Raw genomic sequence first — 13,966 nt, forward strand, 5'->3', positions numbered from 1 at the left:
CCCCGTACGAGCGCTCGCCGTCTCACTTGATGAGCAGGTGGATGGACGCCCGACACGACCCCGTAATGTTGTCGAGGTGACCGTGAACGCTAAGTCCAGCGCGAGCGCTGGCAACACCTGGCGAGACCTTCCCGCGGCGCAGCAGCCCGAGTACCCCGATGCCGAGGCTCTGCGCGATGTGATCGCGGACCTCGAGTCGTATCCGCCGCTCGTCTTCGCGGGCGAGTGCGACCAGCTGCGCGCCCGGTTGGCGTCCGTCGCCAAGGGAGAGGCGTTCCTTCTCCAGGGCGGCGACTGCGCCGAGGCCTTCGACGCGGTGTCCGCGGACCAGATCCGCAACAAGCTCAAGACCCTGCTCCAGATGGGCGCCGTGCTCACGTACGCCGCCTCGGTGCCGGTCGTGAAGGTCGGCCGGATCGCCGGCCAGTACTCCAAGCCGCGCTCCAAGCCGACCGAGACCCGCGACGGTGTGACCCTCCCCACCTACCGGGGCGACTCCGTCAACGGCTTCGACTTCACCGAAGAGGCCCGGGTCCCGGACCCCGAGCGCCTGAAGCGGATGTACAACGCGTCCGCCTCCACGCTCAACCTGGTACGCGCCTTCACCACCGGCGGGTACGCCGACCTGCGCCAGGTGCACGCCTGGAACCAGGACTTCGTGAGGTCGTCCCCGTCGGGCCAGCGCTACGAGCAGCTCGCCCGGGAGATCGACCAGGCGCTCAACTTCATGCACGCCTGCGGCGCCGACCCGGAGGAGTTCAAGACCGTCGAGTTCTACGCCTCCCACGAGGCGCTGCTGCTCGACTACGAGTCGGCGCTCACCCGCGTGGACTCGCGCACGGGCCGTCTGTACGACGTCTCGGCGCACATGGTCTGGATCGGCGAGCGCACCCGCCAGCTGGACGGGGCGCACATCGAGTTCGCCTCGAAGATCCGCAACCCGATCGGCATCAAGCTTGGCCCGACGACGACGGCCGAGGAGGCGCTGCAGTACATCGAGCGTCTGGACCCGGACCGGGAGCCCGGCCGTCTCACCTTCATCGTGCGGATGGGCGCGGACAAGGTCCGCGACAAGCTGCCCGAGCTGGTCGAGAAGGTCACCGCCTCCGGCGCGACCGTCGCCTGGATCACCGACCCGATGCACGGCAACACCTACGAGGCGGCCTCCGGACACAAGACCCGGCGCTTCGACGACGTGCTCGACGAGGTCAAGGGCTTCTTCGAGGTCCACAAGGCGCTGGGCACCCATCCGGGCGGCATCCACGTCGAGCTCACCGGTGACGACGTCACCGAGTGCGTGGGCGGCGGCGACGAGATCTTCGTCGACGACCTGCACCAGCGCTACGAGACGGCCTGCGACCCGCGCCTGAACCGCAGCCAGTCCCTGGACCTGGCGTTCCTGGTCTCCGAGATGTACCGGGACCAGTAGCAGATCACCGGCTGGTCCGGTGGTTACATCGGGGTGAAATGGGGCGCGGATCACATACGATCCGCGCCCCTGCCCACTTTTGCGGCTCCCGAGCTATGGGTAAGGTTAGGTTTGCCTCACCGAGAAGTCGGGACGGCAAGACCAAGTGATCCCGTCGGGAGGTGAGCCGCGTGTTCGTCTGCAATTGCTTCGGTGTCACCGAGGCACAGGTGAAGCAGCACGCGGAGGCCGGTGCCTGCACCCCCCGCCAGATCGCCTCGGCCTGCAAGGCGGGCACGGACTGCGGTTCGTGCGTGCGCCGCATCCAGGCCCTGCTCGGCCGGGGCGCGTCCCCGCGGCCCGAGCTCATGGACCGGGGGCGGCCCGTCCTCGCCGAGGCCGCGGAGCCCGCCGTACTGCACGAGGCCGCCTAGCCCGCAGCGCCGGACGGGGCCGCGGCTCAGCTCTCCGGCTGCTCGATCAGCTGCGCGATGTAGAGCGCCTCACCGAGCTTCTCGACCAGCTCCAGCTGGGTGTCCAGATAGTCGATGTGGTGTTCCTCGTCCGCGAGGATCGACTCGAAGAGGTTCGCCGAGGTGATGTCGCCCTTCGCGCGCATCACCTCGATCCCGCGCCGGAGGCGGTCGATCGCCTCCACCTCGACCTGCCGGTCCGCCTGGAACATCTCGGTGACCGTCTGCCCCACCCGGACGTGGAAGAGCCGCTGGTAGTTCGGCAGGCCGTCCAGGAACAGGATCCGGTCGGTGAGCACCTCGGCGTGCTTCATCTCGTCGAACGACTCGCTCCGCGTGTACTTCGCGAGCTTCGTCCAGCCGAAGTTCTCCTGCATCTTCGCGTGCAGGAAGTACTGGTTGATCGCGGTGAGCTCGGCGGTCAGCTGCTCGTTGAGGAATTCGAGGACCTCGGGGTCGCCCTGCATCGCAGAGGCTCCTTCCAGGCGGGGGGAGTGGGCAGGTTGCGCCGCATCCTTGCACCGGCGTGAGGGGGCGTCCAGTAAGTGCACGCTTAGTACGAGTTGCCCGAATCGGGACAGGGCTGGTCATGTGCACCGCCCCAGGTCTGTCAGGATGGAGTCATGGGTCAGCCGGTGGAGCGTGAATCTGGAGAAGCGGCACAGTCGGACCTTCCGCCGGGACAGCGACTGCAGCGCGGCTGGCCGGTCACGCACTACGGCCCGGTGCCCAAGTTCCGCCCCGAGCGCTGGGAGTTCAGGGTCTTCGGTGCCACCGCCGATCAGGAGAAGCACTGCTGGACGCATGAGGAGTTCTCGGCCCTGCCGTACGCCACCGTGGTGGCCGATCTTCACTGTGTCACGAAGTTCAGCATGGTGGGGGCCGAATGGGGAGGCATCCCCGCACGCACGATCCTGGAGATCGCCCCGCCGGCGCCCTCGGTCACCCACGTGATGGTCTGGGCCGAGTACGGCTTCAGTTCCAACCTGCGCCTCGACGACTTCGCGTCCGAGCGCACGATCTTCGCCACCCACAAGGACGGCGAGCTCCTCACGGCGGAGCACGGCTTCCCGCTCCGCCTGGTCGTGCCCCACCTCTACGCCTGGAAGGGCCCCAAGTGGGTCCGCGGCGTCGAGTACATGACCGCCGACCGCCGCGGTTTCTGGGAGGAACGCGGCTATCACAACGTCGGCGACCCCTGGCGCGAGCAGCGCTACTCGTACCAGGAGGAGCCCGGGGACGGCCCCGAGCTCTGATTCCTGCCGCTGCGGCCGCTCAGTGGTGGTATGCGTGGACCACCGCGTGCCCCTTGCCGCGGCCGATCATCCACCGGTTCACCGGCGTCGTCACCACGAAGGCGATCACGAGCGAGACGGCCAGCGCGCCCCAGAACAGCAGGTCGTCGAGGTGGGCCTCCATGGCGTCCGGCCACAGGGCGATCACCGAGTTGTCGATCAGCTCCATGACGGCGATGGAGAGGGTGTCCGCGGCGAGGGCGACCCGGAACGCGGCGCGGAAGCCGACGCCCGCCGCGAGGACGCCGCGCAGCGTGAGCGCGTAGCCGAAGAAGAAGGCGAGGGCGATCGCCAGCACCATCGTCGGCACGTTGCCCCAGCCGAGTGCCGTGCCGATCACCATGCCGAGCACCTCGCCGATGGCGCAGCCCGTCAGGCAGTGGAGGGTGGCCCGGGCGGCCATGGCCCAGGTGACCTCGCCGTGGTCCGCGTGGCCCGGCTGCGCGTGCCCGGTGTGCGCGTGCCCGGTGTGTGCGTCGTGCTGCATGACAAGCCCCCAACGTCCGGTAGCGGTTCCTGCACCTGACAGGAACCGTATACCCCCCTGGGGTATTCCTCAACGAGGCCGGTCGTCGCCGTCGCGGAGTTTCCTCAGCCGCTCGACGTCCCCCGCGTGCCCCTCCTTGCCGCCCGGCGTCTCGATGATCAGCGGTACGCCCGCGGTGGCCGGGTGGGTCATCAGCTCGCGGAAGGGGTCCTCACCGATGTGACCGGAGCCGATGTTCGCGTGGCGGTCCTTGTGGGCGCCGACGACGTCCATCGAGTCGTTGGCATGGATCAGCCGGAGGCGGCCCGGGCCGACGGTGGAGACCAGCAGGTCCAGGGTCTGGTGCATGCCGCTCGGCCCGGTGAGGTCGTGGCCCGCCGCGAAGACGTGGCAGGTGTCGAGGCAGATCCCCAGCCTGGGGTGGGCGTCGAGCGCCTCGAAGTAGGGCCCGAAGTCCCAGGTGCGGGAGCAGAGGGAGAAGCCCTGGCCCGCCGTCGACTCCAGGAGCAGGTAGGGGTCGTCGTCGTGGGTCAGCTCGTCGAGCAGCGGCAGCATCCGCTCGCGCACCTGGGCCAGGGCCGTGGCGCGCTCCCGTCCGCCGGTGGCGCTCCCGGTGTGCACGACCACGCCGAGCGCGCCGATCTCCCGGGCCCTGCGGAGCGAGTGACGCAGCGACAGCACCGACTTCTCGACGGTCGCCTCGGTGTGCGAACCGAAGTTGATCAGGTACGGGGCGTGCACATAGGCGGGAATCGACTCGGCGGCGCACGCGGTGCGGAAGGCCTCGTCCTGCTTCGGGTTGCCGACGGGCGTCGCCCAGCCACGCGGGTTGGCGACGAAGACCTGGACGGCCTCGGCGCCGATCTCGCGGGCGTAGGTCAGACCGACGGTGTCGAGGCCCCCGGCCACCGGGACATGGCCGCCGACGGGGTTGCGGAGCTGCTTGCTGGTCACGCCCTTCAGGGTGTCATGCGCTGCCGGATGCTCCGGAGGCGGATGTCCCCCTGCCGGGCCGGCCGCCCCCGCGGAGGCCGCCGGCACCGCTCAGCGGATCTCGATGGTGATCGTCGACCCCTTCGGGGCCTTGTCCCCGCCGTCCACCGACTGGCTCTTGACCGTGTCCCCGAAGAGCCCGAGCAGCCCCCGGTCCTTGTCGACCTCGAACCCGGCGTCCTCCAGCTCCTGCGTCGCGTCGTCCACGTCGTCCCCCACGACGTCCGGGACCTCGATCATCTCCGGGCCCTTGGAGAGGGTCAGCGTCACGGTGTCGCCCTCGGCGAGCTGCTTCTCGTCGCCGGCCGGCTTCTGCTCGACGACCTCGCCCTTGTCGTAGTCCGACGACGTCACCCGCTCCGGGGCGACCTTGACCTTCAGGCCCGCGTCCTCCAGCTCCTCGGTGGCGTCCTCGACCGACGAACCCGTGACGTCGGGCACGTCGATCGCGCGGCCCCTGCTCACCGTGATCGCGATGGCCGACCCGGCGTGCCGCTCGGTCCCTGCCTCCGGGTCCGTCCCGATCACGGAGCCCCGGTCGACGTCCTCGCTGAAGTCGCGGGTGACCATCCCGGCCGCCAGGCCCGCCGACTTCAGCCGGTCCCTGGCGCTCTGCAGCGTCTCGCCCTCCAGATCGGGCACCTTCACCATCTCGGGGCCCTTGGAGAGGGTGAGCGTCACCGAATCGTTCTCCCGGATGCGCTCGCCGACCCCGGGGTCGACCGCGCTGACCGTGCCGCGCTTGACGGTGTCGCTGAAGTCCCGCCTGACCTCCTTGACGTCGAGGCCGGCCGCTTCGAGCCGGTCCCTCGCCTGGGCCTCGGTCTTCTCCAGCACCGGCGGGACCTTGGTGAACTGGCCGGAGTTGATGTACCAGACGCCGGCGCCGACGCCGAACACCAGCAGCACGGCCGCGACGATCGCGAGCATTCCGCGCCGGGGCCGCGCCCCGGCGGGCCGCGGCGGGACCGGCGGGCTCTCGAAGCGGCTGGTCCGGTTCAGCCGGGCGTCGTCCTCGTTCACCGGCAGCGGCCGCTGCCCGGACAGGGAGCGCGGGATCACGCTCGTGCGGTCCTCGGCGCCGTCGTGCCCCGTGGCCACGGCCTTCGGCGGTACGGCGTCCAGCTGTTCGGCGCTCAGGCCGCCCCGCGCCTCCAGCACCTCCGCGAGGAGCGCCACCGCGTCGTACGGCCGCACCTCGGGATTGCGGGCGGTCGCCGAGGCGACCAGGCCGTCGAGCGCGAAGGGCAGCCCCGGCACGGCGGCCGACGGCGGCGGCACATCCGCGTGCAGATGCTGGTAGAGCACCTGCGCGGGGGAGTCGCCGGAGTGCGGCTTGTCACCGCAGAGCATCTCGTACAGGACGACACCGCACGCGTACACGTCGACGCGGGGGTCGGCCGTGCCGTGCTCTATCTGCTCCGGGGCGAGGTACGAGACGGTGCCGAGGACCGATCCGGTGGTGTTCGTCACCGTGTCCACGGCCCGGACGAGACCGAAGTCCGCCACCTTGACCCGGCCGTCGTCCCCTATGAGGACGTTCTCCGGCTTCATGTCGCGGTGCACGAACCCCGCGCGGTGCGCGGCGCCGAGCGCGGCGAGCACCGGCTCCAGGATGTCGAGCGCGGCCCGCGGCTGCAGCGCCCAGCGCTCGCGCAGCACGTCGCGCAGGGTGCAGCCGGCCACGTACTCCATGGCCAGGTAGACGTACGACCCGTCGGTCCCCTGGTCGAAGACCTGCACCACGTTCGGGTGGGCGAGCCGGGCCACCGACTTGGCCTCCCGGATGAACCGCTCGACGAACGAGGCGTCGGCGGCCAGCGTCGGGTGCATCACCTTGAGCGCGAGCACACGGTCCAGGCGGGTGTCCAGGGCCCGGTAGACCGTGGCCATCCCGCCGACCGCGATCCGCGCGTCGACGCGGTAGCGGCCGTCGAGCACCTGCCCGACAAGCGGGTCCTGAAGGGTCGTATCCACGCAGGTGAGTCTACGAGCCGCCACTGTCACGCCCACCCGGTCCGCTGGTTCCGGGGGCGGAATGCAGCAGACCTGTGACTGTTGTGTGCCTTTGCGGACGCCGCCGCCGTACCGGGGTACGGCCTGCGGGCCCGTCCTAGAAAGCGGGGCGCTCGGGGTCCAGACGCGCCAGCCCCTCGGCGGGCGAGGAGGCCTCCGCGAAGTGCCGGCGCGGGATGCGGCCCGCCCGGTACGCCAGGCGTCCCGCCTCCACCGCGTGCCGCATGGCGTCGGCCATCAGCACCGGCTCCCGGGCCCGGGTCACGGCCGAGGCGAGCATCACCCCCGCGCAGCCCAGCTCCATGGCGAGCGCGGCGTCCGAGGCCGTGCCGGCGCCGGCGTCCAGGATGACCGGCACGTGCGCGTGTTCCACGATCAGCTGGAAGTTGTGCGGGTTGCGGATCCCGAGGCCGGAACCGATGGGCGAGCCCAGCGGCATGATCGCGGCGCAGCCGGCGTCCTGGAGCCTGCGCGCCAGGACCGGGTCGTCGTTCGTGTACGGCAGCACGGTGAAGCCGTCGTCCACGAGCGTCTCCGCGGCGTCGAGCAGCTCGATCGGATCGGGCAGCAGGGTGCGCTCGTCGGCGATGACCTCCAGTTTGACCAGGTCGGTGCCGAGGGCCTCGCGGGCGAGACGGGCGGTCAGGACGGCCTCGCCCGCCGTGAAGCAGCCCGCCGTGTTCGGCAGGACGCGGATGCCGAGCCGGCCGAGCACGGACAGCACCGAACCGTGCGCCTCGGGGCTCACCCGGCGCATCGCGACCGTCGTCAGCTCCGTGCCGGAGGCCACCAGCGAACGCTCCAGCACGTCCAGGCTGGGCGCGCCGCCGGTGCCCATGATCAGGCGGGACGAGTAGGTCGTACCGCCGAGGACGAAGGGATCGTCGGCCATGGGTCAGCCTCCTTGGACGGCGGTGAGGACTTCGACGCGGTCGCCCTCGGCGAGGTCCGTGCCGGACCACTGCGCGCGCGGGACGACGGTCTCGTTCAGGGCTGCGGCGACCCCCGAGGGGGCCGCGGTGAGGGTGGCGACGAGCGCGTCGAGCGCGGTGCCCGCGGCGATCCGCCGCGGCTCGCCGTTGACGTAGATGTTCATGCGGGCTGCTCCGTGCGGGCCGGGCTGAAGCGCTTGGGGGTGAAGGGGCGTGCCTCGTCCGGGAGTTCACCGGTGGCGAGGACGTGCGCCATCGCGTCGCCGGTGACCGGCGTGAGCAGGACGCCGTTGCGGTAGTGGCCGGTGGCCAGCAGGAGGCCGTCCAGTCCGGTCGGGCCGAGCAGCGGCGCGTTGTCCGGTGAGCCCGGACGCAGTCCCGCGCGCGTCTCGGTCAGCGGCAGCTCGGTGATGCCGGGGACCAGCTCGTGGGCGTCGCGCAGCAGCTCGTACACGCCGCCCGCGGTGACCGTGGTGTCCCAGCCCAGCTCCTCGCTGGTGGCGCCCACCACCAGCTCCCCGTTCTCGCGCGGCACCAGGTAGACCTGGCTGCCGCGCACGACGGCGCGCACGGTCCGGCTCAGGAACGGCGCGTACCGCTTCGGCACGGTCAGCCGCAGCACCTGCCCCTTCACGGGGCGCACCGGCGGCAGCAGGTCGTCGGGCACCCCCGCCAGCCGTCCGCTGAGGCTGCCCGCGGCGAGCACCACCTGGCCGGCCGCGAGTCCGGTGCCGTCGGCGGTGCGCACACCGGCGGCCCGGCCCCGTTCGACGGTCAGGCGCTCGGCCCAGGTGCGGTGCAGGACCACTCCGGCGCGCTCGCAGGCCACGACCAGGGCGGCGGCGAGCCGGCGCGGATCGATCTGGTGGTCGCCGTCCACCCGCAGCCCGCCGCGCACACCGGGTGCGAGCATCGGCTCCAGACGGCGGCAGTCACGGCCGCTGAGCCACTCCGACTCCAGGCCCGACTGCTGTTGCAGGGCGTGCAGTTCGCGCAGATGGGCGCGGTCGTCGGAGTCGAGCGCGACGGCGAGCGTGCCGCACCGGCGGTAGCCGAGGCCGAGGCCGGACGCCTCGGTCAGCTCGGCCACGAAGTCCGGATAGCGGCGCGCGGAGGCCAGATTGAGGCCCAGCAGGGTCTGCTCGCCGTAGTGCAGCTCGGTGACGGCGGCCAGCATGCCGGCGGCCACCTGCGCGGCGCCGCCGCCCGGCTCGGGGTCCACGACCGCGGCCGTCAGCCCCCGCTGCGCCGCCCGCCAGGCGGTCACCAGACCGATGATGCCGCCGCCCACGACCAGGACGTCCGACGGGCCCGTGGATCCCCGCGCGGTGGGCGCGGCGTGCGATGTACGCGACATGGGCGTCCAGCCCCTCCCTTCGCCGGCATGACCCGGATCAGGTTCGTACGGTCGGAGGCCGTCCAGCCTCCCTCTCAGCCCGGTGCGTCCGGGCTCCCGCGTGTGCTTTACGTTGGCCACCCTAGCCCGTCGTCCCGCACCCCAGTAGAGGAGCTCCCCGCATGGCCCGCTCGCTCGACGGCCTCGTCCTCGCCCCGGTCGCCGACCAGGCGCCGGGCCAGGTCGGCACCCGCACCCGCTTCGCCTACCACGAGCGGAACGGCGAGATCTGGGCCGAGTACGCGGGCGGCGATGTCGTACGAGGTCATCTGGTGGGTAGGCGTGAAGGTGACCGCCTCGACTTCCGGTACGTGCAGCTGAAGCACGACGGGACGACCTCCTCGGGGCACTGCGTGTCCTCGGTCGTCGAGCTGGCCGACGGACGGGTACGGCTGGAGGAGAGCTGGCAGTGGGAGTCTCAGGAGGGCAGTGGGACGAGCGTGGTGGAGGAGATCACCCAGCACGCCCCCTGACTGACGAGCCGTCAGGTGTCTATGGTGATCAGGTGAACGAGCGGACGCGGGCTGAGGAGCGCACGGCGGGGCGGGTCGTCGTCGTGGGCGCGGGCATGGCCGGGGTGCAGACCGCGGTCGCCCTGCGGGAACAGGGCTTCACCGGCACGGTGACCCTGATCGGCGCGGAGCAGCACCAGCCGTACGACAGGCCGCCGCTGTCCAAGGCGGTGCTGCTCGGCAAGGCCGAGGGCTCCGCCTTCGACCTCGACTTCGAGGCGCTCGGCATCGGACTGCGCCTCGGCTGCGAGGTGTTCGGCGTGCGCCCCGAGGACCACGAGCTGGACACCGCCGACGGTCCCGTGCCGTACGACGTCCTGGTCCTCGCGACCGGGGCGGAACCGATCCGCCTGCCGGGCACCGAGGGCGTGCCCGGAGTCCATCTGCTGCGCACCCTGGACGACGCCGAGCGGCTGCGCCCGGTGCTCGCGGAGCAGCACGACATCGTGGTGGTCGGAGCCGGCTGGATCGGCGCCGAGTTCGCGACCGCCGCCCGCGAGGCCGGCTGCGCGGTGACCGTGGTCGAGGCCGCCGACCGGCCGCTGGCCGGGGCCCTGCCGCCCGAGGTGGCCGCCCCCATGGCGTCCTGGTACGCCGACAGCGGCGCCGCGCTGCGCACCCACGCGCGCGTCGAGCGCGTCGAGCCCGGCGCCGTGGTCCTGGACGACGGCTCGCGGGTGCCCGCGGGCGCGGTCGTCGTGGGCATCGGGGCCCGCCCCGCGACCGGCTGGCTCGGCGGCTCCGGCATCGAGCTCGGCGCCCACGGCGAGATCGTGGCCGACGCGCACCTGCGCACCTCCGCGCCCGACGTCTACGCGGTCGGCGACTGCGCCTCCTTCCCGTCCGGGCGGTACGAGGGCCGCCTGCTGGTCCACCACTGGGACAACGCCCTCCAGGGCCCGCGCACGGTGGCGGCGAACATCATCGGCGAGGCCCCCGCGGCCTACGACCCGGTGCCCTACTTCTGGTCCGAGCAGTTCGGCCGCTTCGTCCAGTACGTCGGCCACCACGCGTCCGCCGACACGACCCTGTGGCGCGGCGACCCCTCGGGTGCCGCCTGGACGGTCTGCTGGCTGCGCGAGGGCCGCCTGGTCGCCCTGCTCGCGGTGGGCCGTCCCCGGGACCTGGCCCAGGGGCGCAAGCTCATCGAGGCGGGTACGCCGATGGACGCGGACGCGCTGACCGACCCCTCAAGACCGCTGAAGGCGGCGGCCGCGTAGGCGGTCCGGGCCCGGTTCACCCCGGTCCGGCTCCCCGGGTCGGGCGGGCTCGGCTTCCGACTGTCGGTCCCAGATGGCAGGCTTGTCCCGTGACCGAGATTGACGCAAAGATCGATGCTCTCGTCCCCGCCTGGCTCACCCTCCCCGACATCGCCGAAATGCTCGGCGTCGAGGTGACCCGCGTCCGGCAGCTGGTCAAGGACGGCCAGCTCATCGCCGTACGCCGTGGTGAGAACCGCGCGCTGCACGTCCCCGCCGCTTTCATCGACGGGGCCGAGCAGAAGGTCGTCAAGGGCCTGTCCGGCACCCTGACGCTCCTGCGGGACGACGGCTTCACCGACGAAGAGATGCTGGAGTGGCTCTTCACCCCCGACTCGACCCTGCCCGGGACCCCCGCGCAGGCTCTGAGCGAGAATCGCGGCACGGAGGTGAAGCGCCGCGCCCAGGCGCTCGCCGTCTGATCCGATCGATTTCCGGTGTACGGACCACGGCGCGCCGGCCCGCCGGCCGCCGTGGTCCGTGCGCCACCGACCACGGGGGGACCTGAACGATGCCCGAGACCGGTGCCGGCGCCCGCGCCCGGCTCGCCGACGCGCGCCTCTACCTGTGCACGGACGCCCGCAAGCGCCAGGGCGACCTCGCCGAGTTCCTCGACGCGGTCCTGGCGGGCGGTGTCGACCTCGTGCAGCTGCGCGACAAGAGCCTGGAGGCGGCGGAGGAGCTCGCGTACCTGGAGGTGTTCGCCGAGGCGTGCCTGCGGCACGGCGCGCTGCTCTCGGTGAACGACCGGGCGGACGTGGCCCACGCGATCCGCGCCGCGCACCCGGCCGCCGCCGCGATCCTCCACCTCGGCCAGGGCGACCTGCCGGTCCCCGCGGCCCGCGCGATCCTCGGCGACGACGTCCTGATCGGACGCTCCACGCACTCGGCGGCCGAGGCCGAGGCCGCGGCCGTCCAGGAGGGCGTCGACTACTTCTGTACGGGCCCCTGCTGGCCCACCCCCACCAAGCCCGGCCGTCACGCGCCCGGCCTGGACCTGGTCCGGCACACCGCCTCGCTCGGCACCGACCGCCCCTGGTTCGCCATCGGCGGCATCGACCGGGGCAACGTGGACCAGGTCCTGGAGGCGGGCGCCCGCAGGATCGTCGTGGTCCGGGCGATCACCGAGGCCGACGACCCCGGAGCGGCCGCGGGCGACTTCGCGAAGCGGCTGCGCGGCGTGTAGGAGCCGCGCGTGACGCTCGGTGTCCGAGGGGTGGACAAGAAGTCGACAAATCGGTCAAATCTCATCGGTTCGGTTGGGGGAGAGGCCTCCCCTGGCTAACCTGCGAACATGGCCCTCGGATCTGCTTCCACCAGGACTGATCGCGCACGCACCGTGCGCGACATGCTCGCGACCGGCAAGAAGACGTACTCGTTCGAGTTCTCCGCGCCGAAGACCCCCAAGGGCGAGCGGAACCTGTGGAACGCACTCCGCCGGGTCGAGGCCGTCGCGCCCGACTTCGTCTCCGTGACGTACGGCGCCGGCGGTTCCACCCGCGCGGGCACGGTCAGGGAGACCGAGCAGATCGTCGCCGACACCACCCTCACCCCGGTCGCCCACCTCACCGCCGTGAACCACTCCGTCGCGGAGCTGCGGAACATCATCGGGCAGTACGCGGACGCCGGGATCCGGAACATGCTCGCGGTCCGCGGCGACCCGCCCGGCGACCCGATGGGCGACTGGGTGCAGCACCCCCAGGGTCTGGCCTACGCGGCCGATCTGGTCCGGCTGATCAAGGAGTCCGGCGACTTCTGCGTGGGCGTCGCGGCCTTCCCCGAGATGCACCCGCGGTCCACCGAGTGGGACCAGGACGTCGCGCACTTCGTCGACAAGTGCCGGGCCGGCGCCGACTACGCGATCACGCAGATGTTCTTCCGGCCCGAGTCGTACCTGCGGCTGCGCGACCTGGTCTCGGCGGCCGGCTGCGGCACCCCGGTGATCCCCGAGGTGATGCCGGTGACGAGTGTGAAGATGCTGGAAAGGCTGCCGAAGCTCAGCAACGCCGCGATCCCGGCCGAGCTGAAAGAGCGGATCCTCACAGCCAAAGACGATCCGGCGGCTGTACGCTCCATTGGAATCGAGTTCGCCACCGAGTTCTGCGCGCGACTGCTGGCCGAGGGAGTTCCCGGGCTGCACTTCATCACGCTCAACAACTCCACGGCGACACTGGAGATCTACGAGAATCTGGGCCTGCACCACCCACAGCGGGCCTAGACCGGCCGCGCCGGTTTACGACACACTGCGTAGCGGTTACTGGGAGAGGGGCGTACATGGGCTGGACGGTCCTCTACATCGCGTTCGGGATGGTCGCGCTGTGGCTGCTCGGCGAGGTGCTGCTGCAGTACAAGGCGCGGCTGCGCTGGCGGTTGCTCGCCTTCGGCGGCTTCCTCTGCGTCGTCCTCGGCGTTCTGATCCCCTCCGTGGTGGTCATCGGTCTCGGCGCCGCCGCCTTCGCGGTCGGCCAGACGTACGTCACGCTGTCCTTCCGCCGCGGCTTCTCCACCGGCTGGGCCATAGGCGGCCGCCCGGGCGCGAGCAAGCGGCGCCGCGGTGAGCCGGACCGCCAGGACCCGATGCCGGAGGTCGCCGACCTCGAAGCGTCCGAGGGAAGGGCGTACGCGCCCGACGACGACTATGACCCCGACGACGTGTTCGCGCCCGGCCGGCCCGCCGACGCCCCCGCCCGGGCCGCCGAGGCCACCGCGGTCTACGAGCCGCAGCCGCTGCCCGACGACACGGGCTCCTACGGCGTCTACGACGAGAACGCGTACGCCGCCGCGGCCAACCCGTCCTACGGCACCACCGACCAGTCCCAGAACCAGCAGGCCTACGCCTACGACGGCTACGCGGGATACGACCAGCAGCAGTACGGCTACGACAACGGCCAGCAGCAGTACGCGGCCTACTCCGACCCGTACATCGGCACGCAGACCTACGGCAGCGCCTCGTACGACACCGCCTACAACGGCCAGCAGTCGTACGGGCAGCAGGGTTACGACCAGTCCCAGTACGCCGGGAACCACGGCGGCGAGACCCCGGGCGGCGGTGTCTGGGTGCCGCAGCAGCGCAACGTCGACGACCCCTACGGCGGCGAGCTCCCGCCCGAGCAGTCCTACCCCTACCAGGGCGACGGCAACGGGAACGGCACCGGCACCGGCTACGGCGAGCAGTACCGGTACTGATCCCGGACG

At 71.8% G+C, this 13,966-nt stretch carries 16 protein-coding genes and 1 riboswitch; of the genes, 9 read left to right on the top strand and 7 right to left on the bottom strand.

What is annotated here, in order from left to right:
• Positions 1-76 precede the first annotated feature (76 nt).
• Together ACZ4NT_RS17725 and ACZ4NT_RS17730 are read left to right on the top strand one after the other, a co-directional pair.
• Positions 77-1,429, top strand: a complete 1,353-nt coding sequence (locus ACZ4NT_RS17725; RefSeq protein WP_467726187.1) for a class II 3-deoxy-7-phosphoheptulonate synthase — start codon at positions 77-79, stop codon at positions 1,427-1,429.
• Positions 1,430-1,590: 161 nt separating this feature from the next.
• The gene (locus tag ACZ4NT_RS17730; RefSeq protein WP_121403493.1) at positions 1,591-1,842 is read left to right on the top strand and encodes a (2Fe-2S)-binding protein; all 252 of its coding nucleotides are present in this window, start codon (positions 1,591-1,593) and stop codon (positions 1,840-1,842) included.
• A 26-nt stretch (positions 1,843-1,868) separates the two neighbouring features.
• Here ACZ4NT_RS17730 and bfr read toward each other — a convergent pair whose 3' ends face one another.
• Complete coding sequence (gene bfr, locus ACZ4NT_RS17735) at positions 1,869-2,348, bottom strand: bacterioferritin (RefSeq protein WP_467726190.1); 480 nt, start codon at positions 2,346-2,348, stop codon at positions 1,869-1,871.
• A gap of 156 nt (positions 2,349-2,504) precedes the next feature.
• Between bfr and ACZ4NT_RS17740 the strand changes: the two genes are divergently transcribed.
• Entirely contained in the window at positions 2,505-3,137 is a 633-nt protein-coding gene (locus ACZ4NT_RS17740; protein ID WP_121403495.1) for a sulfite oxidase-like oxidoreductase, read from the top strand.
• Positions 3,138-3,156: 19 nt separating this feature from the next.
• On the opposite strand, the gene ACZ4NT_RS17745 is transcribed toward ACZ4NT_RS17740, so the two are convergent.
• From ACZ4NT_RS17745 to thiO, 6 genes are all read right to left on the bottom strand, one after another.
• Positions 3,157-3,663 carry a DUF4396 domain-containing protein gene (locus ACZ4NT_RS17745; RefSeq protein ID WP_121403496.1) on the bottom strand — a complete coding sequence of 169 codons (507 nt, stop codon included), beginning with the start codon at positions 3,661-3,663 and terminating at the stop codon, positions 3,157-3,159.
• Between the two features lie 69 nt (positions 3,664-3,732).
• Complete coding sequence (locus ACZ4NT_RS17750; RefSeq protein WP_467726191.1) at positions 3,733-4,617, bottom strand: deoxyribonuclease IV; 885 nt, start codon at positions 4,615-4,617, stop codon at positions 3,733-3,735.
• Positions 4,618-4,707: 90 nt separating this feature from the next.
• Positions 4,708-6,633 (bottom strand): Stk1 family PASTA domain-containing Ser/Thr kinase, encoded by a 1,926-nt coding sequence (pknB, locus tag ACZ4NT_RS17755; protein ID WP_467726193.1) that lies wholly within the window; start codon positions 6,631-6,633, stop codon positions 4,708-4,710.
• 136 nt (positions 6,634-6,769) lie between these two features.
• Positions 6,770-7,564 (bottom strand): thiazole synthase, encoded by a 795-nt coding sequence (locus tag ACZ4NT_RS17760; RefSeq protein WP_467726195.1) that lies wholly within the window; start codon positions 7,562-7,564, stop codon positions 6,770-6,772.
• A 3-nt stretch (positions 7,565-7,567) separates the two neighbouring features.
• Entirely contained in the window at positions 7,568-7,768 is a 201-nt protein-coding gene (thiS, locus tag ACZ4NT_RS17765; protein WP_121403499.1) for a sulfur carrier protein ThiS, read from the bottom strand.
• A complete protein-coding gene (gene thiO / locus ACZ4NT_RS17770) occupies positions 7,765-8,961 on the bottom strand; it encodes a glycine oxidase ThiO (RefSeq protein ID WP_121404772.1) in 1,197 nt (398 codons plus the stop codon). The genes thiS and thiO overlap by 4 nt, the downstream gene beginning before the upstream one ends.
• A riboswitch (TPP riboswitch) is annotated at positions 8,959-9,071 on the bottom strand. It overlaps the preceding gene by 3 nt.
• Positions 9,072-9,122: 51 nt before the next feature.
• Between thiO and ACZ4NT_RS17775 the strand changes: the two genes are divergently transcribed.
• From ACZ4NT_RS17775 to ACZ4NT_RS17800, 6 genes are all read left to right on the top strand, one after another.
• Entirely contained in the window at positions 9,123-9,473 is a 351-nt protein-coding gene (locus ACZ4NT_RS17775; protein ID WP_121403500.1) for an avidin-fold protein, read from the top strand.
• A gap of 95 nt (positions 9,474-9,568) precedes the next feature.
• On the top strand, positions 9,569-10,732 hold the full coding sequence (locus ACZ4NT_RS17780) for an NAD(P)/FAD-dependent oxidoreductase (RefSeq protein ID WP_467726359.1): 1,164 nt from the start codon (positions 9,569-9,571) through the stop codon (positions 10,730-10,732).
• Between the two features lie 89 nt (positions 10,733-10,821).
• Positions 10,822-11,193, top strand: coding sequence for an Rv2175c family DNA-binding protein (locus ACZ4NT_RS17785; protein ID WP_121403502.1), 372 nt, complete (start codon positions 10,822-10,824; stop codon positions 11,191-11,193).
• An 89-nt stretch (positions 11,194-11,282) separates the two neighbouring features.
• Complete coding sequence (gene thiE / locus ACZ4NT_RS17790) at positions 11,283-11,957, top strand: thiamine phosphate synthase (RefSeq protein ID WP_121403503.1); 675 nt, start codon at positions 11,283-11,285, stop codon at positions 11,955-11,957.
• A gap of 108 nt (positions 11,958-12,065) precedes the next feature.
• A complete protein-coding gene (gene metF / locus ACZ4NT_RS17795; protein WP_121403504.1) occupies positions 12,066-12,989 on the top strand; it encodes a methylenetetrahydrofolate reductase [NAD(P)H] in 924 nt (307 codons plus the stop codon).
• A 56-nt stretch (positions 12,990-13,045) separates the two neighbouring features.
• Positions 13,046-13,957: an SCO2102 family sporulation regulator gene (locus tag ACZ4NT_RS17800; protein ID WP_467726199.1), complete on the top strand. Its 912-nt coding sequence runs from the start codon at positions 13,046-13,048 to the stop codon at positions 13,955-13,957.
• Positions 13,958-13,966: the final 9 nt, after the last annotated feature.

The organism is Streptomyces sp. NPDC026417, from assembly GCF_055567695.1.

Coding starts and splice junctions, on each gene's coding strand:
- ACZ4NT_RS17775 (WP_121403500.1), top strand. CDS start 9,123: ATGGCCCGCTCGCTCGACGGCCTCGTCCTCGCCCCGGTCGCCGACCAG.
- ACZ4NT_RS17740 (WP_121403495.1), top strand. CDS start 2,505: ATGGGTCAGCCGGTGGAGCGTGAATCTGGAGAAGCGGCACAGTCGGAC.
- ACZ4NT_RS17800 (WP_467726199.1), top strand. CDS start 13,046: ATGGGCTGGACGGTCCTCTACATCGCGTTCGGGATGGTCGCGCTGTGG.
- thiS (WP_121403499.1), bottom strand. CDS start 7,768: ATGAACATCTACGTCAACGGCGAGCCGCGGCGGATCGCCGCGGGCACC.
- thiE (WP_121403503.1), top strand. CDS start 11,283: ATGCCCGAGACCGGTGCCGGCGCCCGCGCCCGGCTCGCCGACGCGCGC.
- bfr (WP_467726190.1), bottom strand. CDS start 2,348: ATGCAGGGCGACCCCGAGGTCCTCGAATTCCTCAACGAGCAGCTGACC.
- ACZ4NT_RS17745 (WP_121403496.1), bottom strand. CDS start 3,663: ATGCAGCACGACGCACACACCGGGCACGCGCACACCGGGCACGCGCAG.
- ACZ4NT_RS17760 (WP_467726195.1), bottom strand. CDS start 7,564: ATGGCCGACGATCCCTTCGTCCTCGGCGGTACGACCTACTCGTCCCGC.
- metF (WP_121403504.1), top strand. CDS start 12,066: ATGGCCCTCGGATCTGCTTCCACCAGGACTGATCGCGCACGCACCGTG.
- thiO (WP_121404772.1), bottom strand. CDS start 8,961: ATGTCGCGTACATCGCACGCCGCGCCCACCGCGCGGGGATCCACGGGC.
- ACZ4NT_RS17780 (WP_467726359.1), top strand. CDS start 9,569: ATGGCCGGGGTGCAGACCGCGGTCGCCCTGCGGGAACAGGGCTTCACC.